At 69.8% G+C, this 18,237-nt stretch carries 11 protein-coding genes and 1 pseudogene; 7 read left to right on the top strand and 5 right to left on the bottom strand.

Annotated features, from left to right (window positions below; all coding sequences use genetic code 11):
* Positions 1–22: 22 nt before the first annotated feature.
* Positions 23–1,276, top strand: coding sequence for a 3-oxoacyl-ACP synthase KasB (kasB, locus tag BN973_RS07605; RefSeq protein ID WP_036467006.1), 1,254 nt, complete (start codon positions 23–25; stop codon positions 1,274–1,276).
* A gap of 7 nt (positions 1,277–1,283) precedes the next feature.
* Here the strand turns inward: kasB and BN973_RS07600 are convergent, their stop codons facing one another.
* The gene (locus tag BN973_RS07600; RefSeq protein ID WP_198048903.1) at positions 1,284–2,855 is read right to left on the bottom strand and encodes a DNA polymerase Y family protein; all 1,572 of its coding nucleotides are present in this window, start codon (positions 2,853–2,855) and stop codon (positions 1,284–1,286) included.
* A gap of 6 nt (positions 2,856–2,861) precedes the next feature.
* Positions 2,862–3,548 carry a hypothetical protein gene (locus BN973_RS07595; protein ID WP_036472143.1) on the bottom strand — a complete coding sequence of 229 codons (687 nt, stop codon included), beginning with the start codon at positions 3,546–3,548 and terminating at the stop codon, positions 2,862–2,864.
* A 244-nt stretch (positions 3,549–3,792) separates the two neighbouring features.
* Between BN973_RS07595 and BN973_RS07590 the strand changes: the two genes are divergently transcribed.
* The gene (locus tag BN973_RS07590; protein WP_232232037.1) at positions 3,793–4,248 is read left to right on the top strand and encodes a hypothetical protein; all 456 of its coding nucleotides are present in this window, start codon (positions 3,793–3,795) and stop codon (positions 4,246–4,248) included.
* A 65-nt stretch (positions 4,249–4,313) separates the two neighbouring features.
* Here BN973_RS07590 and guaA read toward each other — a convergent pair whose 3' ends face one another.
* A complete protein-coding gene (gene guaA / locus BN973_RS07585; protein ID WP_407067575.1) occupies positions 4,314–5,885 on the bottom strand; it encodes a glutamine-hydrolyzing GMP synthase in 1,572 nt (523 codons plus the stop codon).
* 58 nt (positions 5,886–5,943) lie between these two features.
* Positions 5,944–6,582 (bottom strand): winged helix-turn-helix transcriptional regulator, encoded by a 639-nt coding sequence (locus BN973_RS07580; RefSeq protein WP_036472142.1) that lies wholly within the window; start codon positions 6,580–6,582, stop codon positions 5,944–5,946.
* A gap of 79 nt (positions 6,583–6,661) precedes the next feature.
* Between BN973_RS07580 and BN973_RS07575 the strand changes: the two genes are divergently transcribed.
* The 5 genes and pseudogenes from BN973_RS07575 (at position 6,662) to BN973_RS07555 (ending at position 13,086) form a co-directional block, all read left to right on the top strand.
* Positions 6,662–8,203, top strand: coding sequence for an MFS transporter (locus tag BN973_RS07575; RefSeq protein ID WP_036466997.1), 1,542 nt, complete (start codon positions 6,662–6,664; stop codon positions 8,201–8,203).
* Entirely contained in the window at positions 8,200–9,021 is an 822-nt protein-coding gene (locus tag BN973_RS07570) for a class I SAM-dependent methyltransferase (RefSeq protein WP_036466994.1), read from the top strand. The genes BN973_RS07575 and BN973_RS07570 overlap by 4 nt, the downstream gene beginning before the upstream one ends.
* Complete coding sequence (locus tag BN973_RS07565) at positions 9,018–9,899, top strand: alpha/beta fold hydrolase (RefSeq protein WP_036466992.1); 882 nt, start codon at positions 9,018–9,020, stop codon at positions 9,897–9,899. The genes BN973_RS07570 and BN973_RS07565 overlap by 4 nt, the downstream gene beginning before the upstream one ends.
* 25 nt (positions 9,900–9,924) lie before the next feature.
* Positions 9,925–10,711 (top strand): annotated as a pseudogene (locus BN973_RS07560) (beta-phosphoglucomutase family hydrolase).
* Positions 10,708–13,086: a glycoside hydrolase family 65 protein gene (locus BN973_RS07555; protein ID WP_036466988.1), complete on the top strand. Its 2,379-nt coding sequence runs from the start codon at positions 10,708–10,710 to the stop codon at positions 13,084–13,086. The pseudogene BN973_RS07560 and the gene BN973_RS07555 overlap by 4 nt, the downstream one beginning before the upstream one ends.
* Before the next feature lie 6 nt (positions 13,087–13,092).
* Here BN973_RS07555 and BN973_RS07550 read toward each other — a convergent pair whose 3' ends face one another.
* A complete protein-coding gene (locus BN973_RS07550) occupies positions 13,093–18,213 on the bottom strand; it encodes a type I polyketide synthase (RefSeq protein WP_036466985.1) in 5,121 nt (1,706 codons plus the stop codon).
* Between the last annotated feature and the right edge of the window lie 24 nt (positions 18,214–18,237).

The following is an 18,237-nucleotide window of genomic DNA, read 5'->3' as shown; positions in this document are numbered from 1 at the left end:
CAAAACTGGGAGGACCTTCGCGATGACAGAGCTGATCACCGGAAAGGCGCTGCCAAATGTAGTGGTCACCGGCATCGCCATGACGACCGCATTGGCGACCGACGCCGAGAACACCTGGAAGTTGTTGCTGGACAGCCAAAGCGGCATCCGCACGCTTGAGGACTCGTTTGTCGAGCACTATGACCTGCCGGTACGCATCGGCGGGCACCTGCTGGAGGATTTCGACCACGGACTGACACGCGCCGAGCGGCACCGGATGGGCTGGCTGCCGAAGATGACCACCGTTTTGAGCCGCCGGGTGTGGGAGAACACCGGCTCGCCCGAAGTCGACCCCAACCGGCTGCTGGTGTCCGTCGGCACCGGCCTGGGCTCGGCCGAGCAAATCGTCTTCAGCTACGACGACCTGCGCGCCCGCGGCATCAAGGCGGTTTCACCGCTCGCGGTGGCGAAGTACATGCCCAACGCCCCCGCCGCGGCGATCGGGCTGGAACGACACGCCAGGGCCGGGGTGCTCACCCCGATTTCGGCATGCGCGTCGGGTTCCGAAGGCATCGCGCAGGCCTGGCGCAATATCGTCCTGGGCGAGGCCGATATTGCCATCTGCGGCGGTGTCGAGGTCAAGATCGAAGCGGTCGCGATCGCGGCGTTCGGCCAGATGCGCATCGTGTTGTCGACCCGCAACGACGACCCGGCCGGGGCGTGCCGCCCGTTCGACCGGGACCGGACCGGCATCGTGTTCGGCGAGGCCGGCGCGCTGATGGTCATCGAGACCGAGGAGCACGCCAAGGCCCGGGGCGCCAACATCCTGGCCCGGATCATGGGCGCCAGCATTACCTCCGACGGCTTCCACATGGTGGCGCCGGACCCCAACGGTGCGCGCGCCGGACACGCGATGAGCAGGGCGATTCAGTTGGCGGGGCTGACGCCCGGCGACATCGACCACATCAACGCGCACGCCACCGGCACCCTGGTCGGCGACCTGGCCGAAGGCAAGGCCATCAACAACGCGCTGGGCAGCAACAGACCGGCCGTGTACGCGCCCAAGGCCGCACTGGGCCACTCGGTGGGAGCGGTCGGCGCGGTGGAGTCGATCCTGACCGTGCTGGCGCTGCGGGATCAGGTGATCCCGCCGACCCTGAACCTGGAGAATCTGGATCCAGAGATCGACTTGGACGTGGTGTCGGGCAAGCCGCGGCCCGGCAATTACCGGTACGCGCTCAACAACTCGTTCGGATTCGGCGGCCACAACGTCGCCGTGGCTTTCGGCCGATACTGACCACCCCTTACTCGTAGCTCCCTTCGAGGTACCACCGCCGCTGGCGATAGCACAGCAGCAACGCACGCTCGCTTTCCAGCAACACCTGGGCGCGGGCGGTGCGGCCTTTTGCCAGGTCGGTGTCCCACCACCGCTCGTCGACCGGCCACGGTCCGGCCCACCAGCGCAACGGGTCGTCCTTGCCGCGGGCAACCAGGCGGGCGGGATCGGCGGAGAACATCCCCCGGCTGGTCACTCGTACCGGATTTCCTTGGGCGTCAAGCAATTCCACCGGATCGTCGAGCAGCACCGCCGGCGACGGGTCCGGCAGCTGGCCGGGCCACGGTAACCCCGGGTCGGCGTGCGGCACCGGCTCGTCACCCAGCGGGGTCAGCGTGATGCGTTCGGCCGGCCCACGGCCTCCGGACAGCACCGGCACCCGCACCGCCTCCGGGCCGAGCAGGCCCTGCACCCGCACCAGCGCGCGGCGCGCCCGCAGCCTGTCCTCCTCCCCAAGGCCGCCCCATAACGGCAGCTGCAGCGCCTCGGCCGACACCACCTCCACCGCCCGCAGCCGCAGCAAGGTCACCGGCGCCGTCGGGCGGGGGTTGCGGGCGGTCCGGCTGCTCAACCACCCGTCCAGTTGCCAGCGCACCCGATCGGCGGTGGCGTCCTCGGTCAACGGCTCAGCGCACCGCCATACCCGGCTGCGTTCTTCGCCGTTGGCGGTGACGGCGTGAATGGACAGCCGGGTGCATCCCACTCCGGCGGACATCAGCATCCGGTGCAGCGAGCCGGCCAGCGAGCGTCCGGCGAACGCCGCGGCGTCGACCCGGTCGATCGGCGGATCGCAGTCCAGCACGGCCTCGAGTTCGGCCGGCGGTTCCCGCCCGGACGGTCCCCGCTCGGGCTGCCCGCGGGCGAACCGGTGGGCGCTTACCCCGTCGGCGCCGAACCGGGAGGCCACGTCGGTTGCCGACAACGCGGCGAACTGCCCGATGGTGCGAATCCCTAACCGCCACAACAGATCCGTCAGCTCTTCTCGTCCCGGACCGGACAGGCTCGGCTCGGCGGCCAGCTGCCGGATCGACAGCACCGACAGAAACTGCGCATCCCCGCCGGGCTCAATGACACGCCCCGCACGGGCGGCGAAGACCGCGGTGGACAGCTGATCGGCGATCCCGACCTGACACTCGGCGCCGGCCACTGAATTCACAGCCACCGCGTCGATCAGCCGTTCGGCGGCGTGGGCTTCAGACCCGAAATAGCGGGCCGCTCCGCGCACCGGCAGCACCAGCAGCCCGGGCCGCAGCACCTCGGCGCGGGGCACCAGATCGTCGACCGCCGCGATCACGCCTTCGAAAAAGCGGGCGTCGCGGTCGGCGTCGGCGGTGGCGATGTGCAGTTGCGGGCAACGGGCCGCCGCCTCCCGGCGTCGCAACCCTCGCCGCACTCCGGCCGCCCGCGCCGCCGACGAGCAGGCGATCACCCGGTTGGCCAGAGTGACCGCGATCGGAGTCGTCATGGACCGGTCGGCGGCTGCCGCCGCTGCAACCGCCGGCCAGTCCATGCACCAAATGGCCAGCACGCGAGAAGACATTCGAACTCACCCGGTTCGCGTTCGGCTGCCGATCACCCGTCTCCCCGCGCACACCCCGCTGACCTGCAGCCGCACGGCGCTGATTCGCCCGAATCCGCAGACCGGGGTGTCCCGGTGTCCCGACGTGATCTCGTAGCCGCAGACCCGGGCGGCAAGCCGCGTCGGCGCCCCTTGCCACTCGCCGTCGGTGACCAGCAGGGTGCAGCCTTTCAGGCGGGCGCGCGCCACCACTGCCCGCGCCCGGGTCAGCGGCACCCGGCGCCCGCCCAGACCGAGCACCACCAGATCCATCCCGTCGATGAGGACCGCGGCCACCTCCACCGGATCGGTCCCGGGGTCCGGGATCACCGCGAGCCGGCTCAGATCCGCCCCCATCTCCACCGCGGCCAGCAGCCCGATATCCGGCTGGCCGACGATGGCCGCGTTCCCCCCGGCGGCCGTCACCGCGGCGATCATGCTCAGCAACAGCGACCGCGCACCCGAGAGCACCGCCACCGTCCCGCGGGGTAGTCGGACGGGTAGCGCCTCGGCCAGCCACTGCGGGACCGGCAGTTGAGATTCCGATTCCGGCAGCAGATCGTCGGGCCGGGCGGCGGGCCTCCCGGACGATTTCCCGGACAACACCGCCATCTGCCGGCGCAGCGATTCGAGCCGTTCCGCACGATCCTGGTCGGAGGCGACAGCCGCCGTCATATAGCCTCCTACCAGCAGTTCCATAATTATTTTCGAATGTATGTTCGACTTGATCCGAGTAAACACCCACCCTCCGACAACCGTCAAGAAACGGGAGAGGCTGCTTATGCGATCGGTGCTGCTGTGGCTCCTGGTGCTTTTTTGTGGCGCCATCGCGGCGGCCACGCCGGCCCAAGGTGACTGTCAACCGGCCGAGTTCTTCGTCGCCGAGGGCGGCGATCCCCTGTTCGAGCCGCAGGCCGACGTGACGATCGCCCTCAACGGCGTGACGGTCACGGGATCGACGCCGCTCGTCGGGGTGTACTGGCCCGACGCGCAGCAGCGAAGCACCGTTGATCGTTCGCGCGAATTCCATGTCTGCGGCCCCGACGAGCCCGCCCTGCACGCCGCCGCCGAGGCACTGCGCCGGCAGTTCGACCAGGAATCGGTGCTGTTCTTCGACTACCGGCCGCAGCACCCGCCGGATGCGATCATCATCACCGTGCCGGATGTCGACATCGAGCGCCTCGGCGCCGCGCTGGCGGGCGATCTCGCGGCCCGCAACCGGCTGCACGGCGGCTCCGTCACCGCGACCGACCACACCCTGATCCTGGTCGCCGCAAGCGGCGATCGCGATATCGCTCGTCGGCTCGTGACCGAGGCCGGCGGCAACTGGCAGGCGGCCGACATTGCTTACGGCCGAGCCGAATTCGTGAAGTAGCCGCGAGTTGGAACCCTCTCCCCCGCGAACGTGAAATTGGCTTCACGTTCGGCGCGCAGAGCCGGCTATTCCCACTCGATGGTGCCGGGCGGCTTGCTGGTGATGTCCAGCACCACGCGGTTGACCTCGCGGACCTCGTTGGTGATCCGGGTCGAGATGCGCTCCAGCACCTCGTAGGGGACCCGGGTCCAGTCGGCGGTCATGGCGTCCTCGCTGGACACCGGGCGCAGCACGATCGGGTGTCCGTAGGTGCGGCCGTCGCCCTGCACGCCGACCGAACGCACCTCGCCCAGCAGCACCACCGGGCACTGCCAGATCAGGTTGTCCAGGCCGGCCGCGGTGAGTTCCTCGCGGGCGATCGAGTCGGCCCGCCGCAGCGTGTCCAACCGGGCAGCGGTGACCTCGCCGACGATCCGGATCCCCAGACCTGGACCCGGAAAGGGTTGGCGCCCAACGATTTCCTCCGGCAGGCCCAGTTCCCGCCCGACGGCGCGGACCTCGTCCTTGAACAGCAATCGCAGCGGCTCGACGAGCTTGAACTTCAGGTCGTCGGGCAGACCACCCACGTTGTGGTGGCTCTTGATGTTCGCGGTGCCGCTGCCGCCGCCGGACTCCACCACGTCCGGGTACAGCGTGCCCTGCACCAGGAAGTCGACGCCCGAACCGTCCTCCGCCCCGACGATGTCGCGGACCGCGCCCTCGAAGGCCCGGATGAACTGGCGGCCGATGATCTTGCGCTTGCCCTCGGGGTTGGTCACGCCCGCGAGTGCGGAGAGGAAGGTATCGGCGGCGTCCACGGTGACCAGGTTGGCGCCGGTGGCGGCGACGAAATCGCGCTGCACCTGCGCGCGTTCACCGGCGCGCAACAGCCCGTGGTCGACGAAGACGCAGGTCAGCCTGTCTCCGATGGCCCGCTGCACCAGTGCCGCGGCCACCGCGGAATCCACCCCGCCGGACAGCCCGCAGATCGCATGGCCGTCACCGATCTGGGCGCGCACCTGCTCGATCAGCGCCTCGGCGATGTTGGCGGCCGTCCAGTCCGCGCCGAGCCCGGCGAAGTCGTGCAGGAACCGGCTGAGCACCTGCTGCCCGTGCGGCGAGTGCATGACCTCGGGGTGGTACTGCACGCCGGCCAGGCGCCGGGCCCGATTCTCGAAGCCGGCGACCGCCGCCCCGGCGCTGCTGGCCACCACGTCGAACCCCTCGGGCGCCGCCGTGACCGCGTCGCCGTGGCTCATCCAGACCGGCTGCGCCGCGGGCAGTCCCGAATGCAATTCTCCGCCAAGCACTTTCAGCTCGGTGCGACCGTACTCGCTGGTGCCGGTGTGGGCGACGGTCCCGCCCAGCGCCTGCGCCATCGCCTGAAACCCGTAGCAGATACCGAACACCGGCACGCCGAGGTCGAACACCGCCGGGTCCAGCTGCGGGGCACCGTCGGCATACACACTGGCCGGCCCGCCGGAGAGCACCAGCGCCACCGGATCCTTGGCCTTGATCTCGTCGATCGAGGCGGTGTGCGGGATGACCTCAGAAAAGACGCGGGCTTCCCGGACGCGACGGGCGATCAATTGCGCATACTGCGCGCCGAAGTCGACCACCAGCACGGGCCGCGTCGAAGCTGCTTCCACGGCAGCCAGCTTAGTGGCTGGCGAATGCCGAGGTGTCGGCGTAGTGATTCAGGGCCGACCGGCTTGCCTACAGCGAAAAGCTCGCCCGCACCGCGTCGACGGTCGCCGGATCGCCCGTGACGCTGACGCGCCGCAGCGCCGCCTTGCGTTTGGCATCGCTGTGGCCCAGGCGGGCAGTCACCAGATCCGCGGCGCCGGCCGTGATCGTCACCACGGGCTCGCGGTGGGCACCGGCCAGTCGGCCCTGCGTGACCATGAAATCGAAACGCCGGCCGTCGATCTCGGCCCGGCACGTCGCCTCTAGTCCCGCGGCCTTGCCGGAGTCGAAGCCGAGCAGGATGCCGGCCAGGAATCCGTTGAGCGGCGTCACCGGACCGTCGTCGATGGGATCCAACCGGTCCAGGCCGAACCACGCGATGCTCTGGATGATCGGCAGCACCCGCTGCCAGCCCAGGTCGCTGAGCGTGTACACCGTGCGCCCGATCGGGGCCGGCAGGTCGGTCCGGTCGACGAGCCCGGCGTCCTGCAGCTCCTTGAGCCGCTCGGCGAGCAGATTGGTTGCGATGCCGGGCAGTTCGGCGCGCAGGTCACCGTAGCGGCGCGGCCCGCCGACCAACTCGCGCAGGATCAGCAGCGTCCAGCGCTCACCCAAGACGTCGAGCCCACGCGCGATCGGGCAGTTCTGGTTGTAGTTGCGTGTCCGCACCACCCCACCTTACCAGCGGCGGACATCTTTTTCCATCTGATGCTTGATTTATTTGTCTAGAAGATTTACTGTCTTGTCTGTGCGTACCAGCCCCGTGTTCCGAAATCACCCGTTCGCCGCGCTTACCGTCATCTGCCTCGGCGTCTTCGTCATCAGCGTCGACGCCACCATCGTCAACGTCGCCCTGCCCACGCTGTCGCGCGAACTCGATGCCGACACCTCGCAGCTGCAATGGATCGTCGACGCGTACACCCTGGTCATGTCCGGACTCCTGCTGTCGGCCGGCAGCTTCAGCGACCGCTACGGCAGGCGAGCCTGGCTCAATGCCGGCCTTGCACTCTTTGCGATCACGTCAGGCCTTGCCGCGCAAGCGAATTCCGCGGATCAGTTGATCGCGGCGCGTGCAGCCATGGGGGTGGGGGCGGCGGTGATCTTCCCGACCACACTGGGCCTGATCACCAACATCTTCACCGACCCGGTCCCCCGCGCCAAGGCGATCGGGCTGTGGGCGGCGATGGTCGGTGTCGGGGTGGCCGTCGGGCCGATCAGCGGCGGCTGGCTGCTCGAGCATTTCTGGTGGGGAGCCATCTTCATGGTGAACATTCCGATCGCGATCGTGGCCATCGTCGGTGGCGTCTTGTTCGTGCCCACCTCCCGCGACCCCGCGGCGCCGCGCGTCGACGTGCCGGGGTTGGTCCTGTCGGCGGCCGGCGTCACCGCGCTGGTCTACACCGTCATCGAGGCGCCCTCGTGGGGCTGGACCAGCACCCGCGCCACCGTCGGATTCACCACGGCCGCCGCCCTTCTCGCCGGGTTCGCCCTCGTCGAGCGGCGCAGCACCCATCCCATGCTGGACGTCACGGTGTTCTCCAACCGCCGGTTCTCCGGCGGCAGCCTCGCGGTGACCGCGGGCTTTCTGACCTTGTTCGGTTTCATCTTCGTCATCACGCAGTACTTCCAATTCATCAAGGAGTACAGCGCGTTTCAGAGCGGCGTCCGCCTGCTGCCGGTCGCCATCTCGATCGCGGCGGCCAGCGTCGTGGGGCCGCGGCTGGTGGAGTGGATCGGGACCACCGCCGTCGTCGCCGGCGGGCTGGCCGTGTTCGCGGCCGGCCTGGCCTGGGCATCCACCGCCGACGCGGCGACGAGCTACGCCGAGATCGCCGCGCAGATGCTGCTGCTCGGCGGCGGCCTCGGACTGACGTTTTCGCCGGCCACCGAGGCGATCATGGGTTCGCTTTCCGCGGACAAGGCGGGGATCGGCTCGGCCGTCAACGACACCACGCGTGAGCTCGGCGGCACCCTGGGGGTGGCCATCGTGGGCAGCGTCTTCGCCTCGGTCTACTCCGCACACCTTGGCTCCGCGCCCGCTCTGGCCGCATTGCCGGCCGACCTCACCGCGGCGATGCGTAACTCAATGGCAGTGGCGCACACGGTAATCGAACAGCTTCCCGCGCAGCACACGGGCCCGGTACGCGAAGCCGTCAACCGCGCGTTCTTGGACGGCCTGCAAGTGGGCTCGCTGGTGTGCGCGGGGATCGCACTGGCAGCAGCGATCGTCGTCGCGGTGCTCCTCCCGGCACGCGAATCGGTCCGCCAATTGGAAAGGCAAGGGGCATGACTCAGAACGGAACTCAGTATTCGACCGGCCTGTCGCAGGCCAACATCGAGCAGGCGCTGCGCGCCGCCGGAAAGGACCTCACCCAGCTGGTCCCCGCCGACCTGGGCCTGCTGGAGGACTTCCACACCATGGGCCGCATCGCGACCGCCCAACTGGTCGACGCCGCCGGGATCACCAGTGCGAGTGCGGTGCTCGACGCGGGCAGCGGTGTCGGCGGCACCGCGCGCTATGTCGCCGACCGGTTTGGCTGCACCGTCACCGCCGTCGACCTCACCGCCGAATACTGCGACACACACCGCTGGCTCAATCGACTCGTCGGCCTGGATGACCGGATATCGGTGCACCAGGGCGACGTCACCGCGCTGCCCTTCGCCGACGCCGGCTTCGACGTCGCGATCAGCCAGCATGTCCAGATGAATGTGGCCGACAAGGCGCGGCTGTACTCCGAAGCACGCCGGGTGCTGGTCAACGGGGGCCGTCTTGCCTTGTGGGACATCACTAGTGGCGACGGCCGTGAACTCTGCTATCCGCTGCCGTGGGCCGATCAACCCGCACACAGCCATCTGGTGACCCCCGACGACCTGCGCGAGGTCATCGAGGCGTCCGGATTCGCCGTCGAACACTGGAACGATCTCACCGACCAGGCGGGCGCGATCATGCAGGCCCTGCTGGCCCAGCCCGCCAGCACGTTGGGTCTGCACGCCTTCGTGGCCGACTTCGCCCGCAAGGCCGAAAACCTGACCGCCGCATTGTCGGATGGACGGCTGCGGGTCATCCAGGCAGTCGCGCGAGCGGTCGGAGCAGGTGAAATACCGTGAACAGCAACGAGATTCCGGATCAGCAGTACACGACGACGTGGACCGCCGGACGCGGCGAAGTCAGGTTTGCGGCCCGCTCCGACGGTTCGCGGTTGCGGTACTTCACCGCGGGAACCGGGCCGCCCCTGGTCTTGCTGCACACGGTCCGCACCCAGCTGGACTACTTCCAGCGCGTCATTCCCGGGCTGTGGGATGACTTCACCGTCTACGCGCCGGATCTGCCCGGCATGGGCTGGTCCGACATCGTCCCCGGCGCACGATACGGTGCGGCCGAACTACGCAGCGCCGTCGTCGAATTCGTCAGGACCCTTGATCTGCGCGACGTCACGCTGGCCGGCGAATCGATGGGCGCGGCCCTGTCGTTGCTGGCATCCATCGACGTGGCCGACCGCGTCAGCACGGTGATCGCGTTCAACGCCTACGACTACCCGAGCGGGCTCGAACGCGGCAACTGGTTCGCCCGGCTGATCGGAACATCCGTCCGAGCCCCCGGTATCGGACCGATCTTCGCCCGCCTGGAGAATCGACTGATCCTGGGCGGCGTGCTGCGCGGCGGCTTCACCGACCGCGGTGCGCTGCCCCCGGGCTTTCTCCGCGAGCTGCGGCGCAGCGGCCGTCGAGCCGGCTATCCGAGGGTCAACCGCGCCATCATGCGTAACCTGAGCGGCTTCAGGAACGCGCGAAGCAGTTACCCGCGGGTGAGCGTTCCCGTCACGCTGGTGTACTCCGAACACGATTGGTCGCGACCGGCCGAACGCGAGCACGTCGCCCGCGCGCTGTCGGCCGAGACCATCACGCTGCCCGGCGTCGGTCACTTCTCCGCGCTGGAACGCCCCACCGAGATGGTCCGCATCGTCGCGCGCGGGGCAAGAATGTGAGTTCGCTGGCGGCCCAACCGCAAGCATGGTGGAGTGGTATCGCCCAACTACTCCGACAGTGAGGATCCTTCGTGCTGGGTCTGCCAGAGAAGGTGCGTGCCTGCCTGTTCGACCTCGACGGCGTGCTCACCGACACCGCAAGCGTGCATACCAAGGCCTGGAAGGCCATGTTCGACGCGTACCTGTCCCAGCGAGCCGAGCGCACCGGGGAGAAGTTCGTGCCGTTCGACGCCGCCGCGGACTACCGGACCTACGTCGACGGCAAGAAGCGCGAAGACGGGGTCCGGTCGTTTCTGCAGAGCCGGGGAATCGAACTGCCCGACGGCGACCACGACGACTCCAGCGACGCCGAAACCGTTTACGGCCTGGGCAACCGCAAGAACGACATGTTCCAAAAGGTGCTGGACCGCGACGGCGTCGAGGTGTTCGACGGGTCGCGGCGCTACCTGGAGGCGGCCTCGGCCGCCGGGCTGGGCATCGCCGTCGTGTCGTCGAGCGCCAACACCCGCGAGGTGCTCGAGATCACCGGGCTTCAGCGGTTCGTCCAGCACCGGGTGGACGGGGTGACGCTGCGCGAGGAACACATCAAGGGCAAGCCCGCGCCCGATTCCTATCTGCGGGGCGCGCAGTTGCTCGACGTCGCCCCCGACGCGGCCGCCGTGTTCGAGGACGCCCTGTCGGGTGTCGCGGCCGGCCGTGCCGGTAACTTCGGCTACGTGGTGGGTGTCGACCGAGTGGGCCAGGCCGAAGATCTGCGTAATAACGGCGCCGATGTCGTGGTGACCGACCTCGCAGAATTGCTGCACGCATGATCACCCAGGAGGCCTTCCCGGTCGAGCCGTGGGTGGTCCGCGAGACGCGCCTCGACCTGAACCTGATAGCCCAGTCCGAATCGTTGTTCGCCTTGTCCAACGGGCACATCGGGCTGCGCGGCAACCTCGACGAGGGCGAACCGTACGGCCTGCCGGGCACGTATTTGAACTCCTTCTACGAGATCCGGCCGCTGCCCTACGCCGAGGCCGGCTACGGGTATCCGGAGGCGGGTCAGACCGTCGTCGACGTGACCAACGGCAAGATCATCCGCCTGTTCGTCGAGGACGAGCCCTTCGACGTCCGGTACGGCGAACTCGTGTCCCACGAACGCGTCCTCGACCTGAGAGCGGGCACGCTGACCCGTAACGCGCACTGGCGTTCGCCGGTGGGCAAGGAAGTCAAGGTGACTTCCACCCGGCTGGTGTCGCTGGCCCACCGCAGTGTCGCCGCCATCGAGTACTGCGTCGAGGCGGTCAACGAATTCGTCCGCGTCACCGTGCAGTCCGAGCTGGTCACCAACGAGGACCAGCCGACGACGTCGGCCGACCCCCGGGTGGCGGCCATCCTGGAAAATCCGCTGGAGGCCGTCGAACATGACGAGACCGACTGCGGTGCGCTGCTGATGCACCGGACCCGGGCCAGTCAGTTGATGATGGCCGCGGGAATGGATCACATCGTCGAGGTTCCCGGGCGCGTCGAGGTCACCAACGACGCGAGTCCCGACCTGGCGCGCACCACCGTGATCTGCGGGCTGCGCCCCGGCCAGAAGCTGCGCATCGTCAAGTATCTCGCGTACGGCTGGTCCAGCCAGCGCTCCCGGCCCGCGCTGCGCGACCAGGTCGCCGCCGCGCTGCACAGCGCCCGCTACAGCGGATGGGACGGGCTGTTGAAAGCCCAGCGGGAGTTCCTCGACGACTTCTGGAACAACGCGGACGTCGAGGTCGAGGGCGACTCGGAATCCCAGCAGGCGGTGCGGTTCGGGCTGTTTCACCTGGTGCAGGCCAGCGCCCGGGCCGAGCGCCGCGCCATCCCCAGCAAGGGCCTGACCGGAACGGGCTACGACGGCCATGCCTTCTGGGACACCGAGGGTTTCGTGCTTCCGGTGCTGACCTACACGCTGCCGCACGCGGTCGCCGACTCGCTGCGCTGGCGGGCGTCGACGATGGACATGGCCCGAGACCGGGCGAAGGAACTCGGCCTGCAGGGTGTGAGCTTTCCGTGGCGGACCATCCGCGGCCAGGAGTGCTCGGGCTACTGGCCGGCCGGCACCGCGGCCTTTCACATCAACGCCGATATCGCGATGGCCTTCGAGCGCTACCGCGTCGTCACCGGCGACCAGTCGCTGGAGGCCGACTGCGGCCTGCAGGTGCTGATCGAGACGGCCCGGCTGTGGATGTCGCTCGGACACCATGACCGGCACGGCGTCTGGCACCTCGAGGGTGTCACGGGCCCCGACGAATACACGGCGATCGTGCGCGACAACGTCTTCACCAATCTGATGGCCGCGCACAACCTGGTCGTCGCCGCCGACGCCTGCAACCGTCACCCCGAGGCGGCCGAGGAGCTGGGCGTCACGCACGAGGAGATGGCCTCCTGGCGCGACGCGGCCGATGCCGTCAACATCCCCTACGACGAGGAGCTGGGCGTCCACCAGCAGTGCGAAGGCTTCACCAAGTTCGCCGAGTGGGACTTCGAGAACCGGCACAAGTACCCCCTGCTGCTGCACGAGCCGTATGTGCGGCTGTACCCGGCGCAGGTGGTCAAGCAGGCCGACCTGGTGCTGGCCATGCAGTGGCAGAGCCACGCGTTCACGCCGGAACAAAAGGCCCGCAACGTCGACTACTACGAGCGGCGCACGGTGCGCGACTCGTCGCTGTCGGCGTGCTGTCAGGCCGTGATGTGCGCCGAGGTCGGACATTTGGAGCTCGCGCACGACTACGCCTACGAGGCCGCGCTGATCGATCTGCGCGATCTGCACCAGAACACCCGCGACGGGTTGCACATGGCATCGTTGGCCGGCGCCTGGATGGCGATCGTCGCGGGCTTCGGCGGCCTGCGCGACGACGAGGGCATCCTCGACATCGATCCCGCCCTGCCCGACGGCATCACCCGGCTGCGATTCCGGGTGCGGTGGCGCGCCTTCCGGCTGATGGTCGACGCCAACCACACCGACGTCACCTACACGCTGAGCGACGGAGACACCGGTGAGCTGACCATCCGGCACGCCGGCGAGGAACTCCTGCTCAAGACGGACTCGCCGAAGACCATCGCGGTCCGTCAGCGCAAGGCACTGCTGCCGCCGCCGCCACAGCCGCCCGGCTGCGAGCCCACCCACCGGCGCGCCCAGGCCCACCAGCTCGGTGGCGGTCACTGACCGCGGCTACACCACGGGCGCGCCGTCTTCTGTTGCCGCAGAGGCGATCTCGCTGTCCAGTAGCTCGACGATGCGCGCCGTCACCGCGGCCGCTGTGGGGTGCTCCCACAGCAGTGTCGGTGGCAATGCCAGCCCGGTCTGCTTCTCGAGCTGGCGCCGCAACGCGACCGTCATGATCGAGTCCACGCCGATTTCGACCAACGGCATCCTGGTGTCGACGCTGTCGACGGGCAGGCCGAGTTCGGCGGCCACCGCCGTGAGGACCTGCTGGGTCACCCATTCTTCGGTGTCCATGTCGCCGGGGCCCACCGCGGTGAAATCCTGGTTCTGCACCGCCGAATCCGCGGCGACGGCCGCAGCGATGTCGGCCAGGATCGGCACCGACGTGGCGTCCGGGAGCACCGGCAGCACCACCGGGTTGGCCTCCTGCGACCGCATCGCGACGTCCAGGGCACGCAGTGCGTCGTCCGCAGCGATGGTGTCCATGCCCAGGGCATCCAGTTGCGCGGCAATGTATCCGGAGTCCGAGCCCATACCCAGGCCGCGCCACGCTGTCCAGGCCACACTGGTCGTGACGTCGCCCAGCCCGCGCCGGTGCCGGGCCAGCGCGTCCAGGAAGGCGTTGCCGCAGGCGTAGGCACCCTGTCCGGGGAAGCCGGCCAGGTAGCCGCAGGAGGAATACAGCACCATCCAGTCCAGCTCGCCGGGCGCAAACATCTCGTGCAGCGCGAGTGCTCCGTCAACCTTCGGATGCATGGTGGTCGCGATCTCGTCGATCGTGGTATTCGCAAGGAACACACCGGCTTCCACGCCCGCGGCGTGGATTACGCCACGCACCGGCGGCAAGTCGGCCAGCACCGAGCGCAGTTCGTCGACGGCGCCGGGCGCGGCGATGTCCAAGGCGACCGAGTGCACCCAGACGCCGCGCTCCTCGAGCGCGCACACCGCGCGAACCTGGCTCTGGTTGTCCGCGGCGGCCCACGCCGAGCGTTCCGGGAGACCGGACCGGGACAGCAGCACCACGCGGCGCGCACCCAGATCGGCCAACCGTTCGGCGATGCGCAGGCCGAGCACGCCGGTCCCGCCGGTAACCAGGTACGTGCCGGCCGGCGTGCATTCCATCGTCGGCCCGGTTGCGTCGATGACGTTGGCCAGCTTCGCAATCCGCGCGACACCGTCGCGAACCACCACCACGGCGTGGCCGTAGAGCGTGGCCAGCGCGCACAGCGGAAGTCGGTCCTCGGCCAGATCGAGCACCCCGCCCCACAGTGTGGGATGTTCGGCGGCGGCCACCCTCGACAGGCCCCACAGCGGCGAGCGGCTCACATCGGTGCCCTCGTGCACACCCTGGGTCAAGGTCCACAGCCGCGGTGAGATGCCGTTGTGTAGAAGCGATTTGAGGGTCTTCAGCACGGTCCCCACGGCTTCGACCGGACTGTCCTCGGCGCGGGGCAACACCAGTACGACGGCGTCGGAGTCCAGCTCGGCGGGGAGGTCAGCGGGCGTCGCGCAGACTTCATAGGCGACGCCGGCCGCGGTCAGGTCGCGTTCACACCAGGCGCGGACTCCCGCATCACCGCCGACCAGCACGACTTCACCCGGCACCGCGTCGGCGTCGAACGGCGTTGGATGCCAGTCGATTCGGTGCACCACTCGCGACACGTCGCCGCCGGTGTTCTCCAGCTCCTCGAACGTCATTCCCGAGATCGCCACCAGCGGCCTGCCGGTGAGCGTGGCGATGGTGACGTCGGTGCAGGTGCCCTCGTCGCGCCGGCGAACGTGCAGCAGTACCGAATCAGAAGGCGTACCAAGGACTCTCACCCGTTCGATACGAGCTGGCATGCGCAGCCGGGGCGCGCCGTCGAACACCGTGGATGCCACCGAGGTGGCGGCATCGATGAGTCCGGCCCACGTCAAGGGGTGCGACCCGTCCGGTTCGGCACGCACCTGCGCGAGGAATTCGCCGTCACAGGCCCAGAGATCGACCACCTCCCAGCCGAAACCCATCTCGGCGACACCGAGGGCGGCCAGCCGATCCACCACGGTGTTCGGCGCCAACTGCTCGGTGCACCGGACCCGGATCGCGGACTCGTCGAGCCCGGGCACCTCGCGATCGTCGGTGGCGGCCGCGATCGCGGTGCAGTGCGTCAGCCAGCCGCCGACGTCGGGGCCGTCGTCGTCGACCAGTCGGGTGGCGATCGCCAGCGCCTGATCCTGCAGCACCACCTGCACATCGCGGGCGCGGCCCGGCGCGACGGGTGTGCGCAGATGTACCTCGGTCACATCGGTTCCCGCGGCCGTCAGGAAGGTGTTGAGCAGCACCGCGGCCGGCACGATCTCGGTGCCCTGCACGGGATGGTTGCCGGGATACGGCCGCGTCGCCATGTCCAGCCGGGTCTCCCAGACCCGCGCCGGCACCGTGCCGGTGACCTCGAGTCGGCCGCCGAGCAGGGTGTGGCTGTCGGCGTCGTGTACACCGCGGCCCGCGGGCGGCGCGCTCGGGATGCGCCAGAAATCGCGGTGCTGCCACTGCGTGCCCGGCAGATCGGGGGCCCACCCCGCGGCGGGGGTGCCGGCGTCGCCGACGGGCGCGCCGTGGCAGTGCAGGGCGGCGACCGCGGCAGCGACGCAACGCCGTGCCGGTTGGTCGCGGCGCAGCACGCCGACGGCCGCATGCTCGTCAATCTCCAAGTGCAGCAACGTTTCTGCGATGGAGTGCGATACCACCGGGTGGGCCGAGACCTCGAGGAACAGCCGGTGGCCGTCCTCGGCCGCCGCGCAGACCGCCTCGGCGAACCGGACCCGGTCGCGCAGATTGGCGACCCAGTAGTCCGGTCCGCGCACCGCCGATGACCGCGGGTCGGCCAGCGCGGTGGTGTAGAGCGGAACCCGGGCCGGCGCCGGCTCGGGCAACGCGGCGGTGAGCCGCGCCAGGTCGGCGGTGAGCGCGTCCATCGCCGGGCTGTGGAACGCGACGTCGGTCTTGACGCGACGGACCATCAGGCCTTCGTCGCCCCACCGGGCGGCCACCTCGTCGACGGCCGCGGCGGTGCCCGATACCACCGTCGAGGTCAGCGACGCGCTGATGGCCGCCACCACGTCGGTGCGCGCGCCGAGCCGTTGCTGGGCAGCGGCGAAGGGCAGCGGCACCAATGCCATCGCGCCCGCACCCATCACCGTCCGGAACCCGCGGGCGCGGTAGCACGCCACGGCGGCGCCCTGCGCCAGGTCGAATACACCCGCGGTCACGCACGCGGCGACCTCGCCCACGGAGTGACCGATCACCGCTGCGGGCCGCACCCCCCGCCCGCGCAGCACCGCGGCCAGGCCGACCTGCATCGCGAAGGTCAGCGCCTGCACCTGGTCGGTGCCGCCGAGGTCGCCGGAGGTCAGCGCCTCGCGCGCCGAGAAACCCAGTTCGGCGCCGAAGATCGGATCGATCGCATCGATCACCGCGGCGAACGCCGGTTCGGTGGCCAGCAACTCCTGGCCCATCTGCGGCCAGTGGGAACCATGTCCGGAGAACACCCACACCGCACCCTCGGACGCACCGGGCAGCACGGTGCCGCGCACCAGCGCGGCGTCACGCCCGTCGTCGGCCAGCGTGTGCAACGCGCCGACCAGCTCCTCGGAGCTCTCGGCGACCACGGCCGCGCGCACCGGCTCGTGGCTGCGACGGGTCCACAGCGTCGCGGCGACCTCGTCCAGCGATATCTTCCGCTCGCCGAGGTGTTCGGCCAGCGCCGCGGCCTGCGCGCTCAGCCTGCTCGCCGAGCGGCCCGACAGCGGAATCACCGCCGGCCCAATCATTTCCGCGGGTGCGACACCCCGCGCGGGCGGCGCCTCCTCGAGCAACACGTGCGCGATCGTGCCGCCGTAGCCGTAGCTGCACACCGCCGCTCGGCGGGGATGGCCGGGCCGGCGCGCCCAGGCCTGCGCCTCGGTCGGCACCCGCAGGCCGCTGTTGTCCCAGTCGACGGCGGGGGTGAGCTTGCGCACGCCCGCGGTGGGCGGAATGGTCCGGTGGTGCAGGGCCAGTACGGCCTTGATCAGGCCGACGGCGCCGGCGCCGCCCTCGAGATGGCCGGTGTTCGGTTTGACCGAGCCGACCAGGGCGGGATCGTCGGCGGGCCGGGCCGCCCCGTACACCTCCGCCAGCGCCGCGACCTCGACGGGATCGCCGGTGGGAGTGCCGGTTCCGTGGGCTTCGATGAAATCGACGGTGGCCGGGTCGATGTCCGCCGACCGGCAGGCCAGCCGGAACAGATCCGCCTGGGCGGCGCCGTTGGGCGACATGATGCCGACCGTGCGACCGTCCTGGGCGACCGCTCCCCCGCGGACCACGGCCAGCACCCGGTCCCCGTCGCGCCGGGCGTCGGCGAGCCGCTTGAGCACCACCACGGCCGCGCCCTCGCCGCGGCCGTAGCCGTCGGCGGATTCGTCGAAGGTCTTGCAGCGGCCGTCGGGTGCCGTCGCACCGGCCTGGTCGAGCACCCGGGTCAATCCCGGCCCAATCAGGGCGCTGACGCCACCGGCCAGCGCGAGTGCCGTCTCCCCCGAGCGCAGCAGTTGGCAGGCCTGATGCACGGCCACCAGCGAGGCCGCGCAGGCGGCGTCGAGCGCCACGCTGGGCCCGCGCAGGTCGAGCAGGTGTGACACCCGGTTGGCGATCCCGCACAGCGACGTGCCGATCCCGGTCCAGGCCTCGATACCGGGCAGGTCCTCCATCAGCAACTTGCCGTAGTCGTCGGAGTTCACCCCCATCAGCACGGCGGTGTCGCTGCCGGCCAGCGAGCGGGGCGGTACCCCGGCGTGCTCGAGCGCCTCCCAGCTGACCTCGAGGGCCAGCCGCTGCTGGGGGTCCATCAGTTCGGCCTCGCGCGGGGAGACGCCGAAGAACTCGGCGTCGAATCCCGCGAGGTTGTCGATGAAGGTGCCCCACGGTGTGATGTCCTTGAGCACCGCCGCGTTGCGCGGGTCGCGCCACAGGTAGGGCTCCCACCGGTCGGCGGGTACCTCGCGCACCGCACTGCCCCCCTCCAGCAGGAAATCCCAGAAGGCCGCGGCGGTCGTGACATCACCGGCCAGGCGGCATCCCACGCCGATGACGGCGATCGGTTCGTGCATCGCGTCAGAGGTCACACTCGGTAC

Origin of the sequence: Mycobacterium triplex (assembly GCF_000689255.1) — a bacterium.
In the GTDB taxonomy this organism is placed as follows: domain Bacteria; phylum Actinomycetota; class Actinomycetes; order Mycobacteriales; family Mycobacteriaceae; genus Mycobacterium; species Mycobacterium triplex.
The sequence above is the reverse complement of the archived record's forward strand: the minus strand, read 5'-3'. Positions and strand labels throughout refer to the sequence as shown.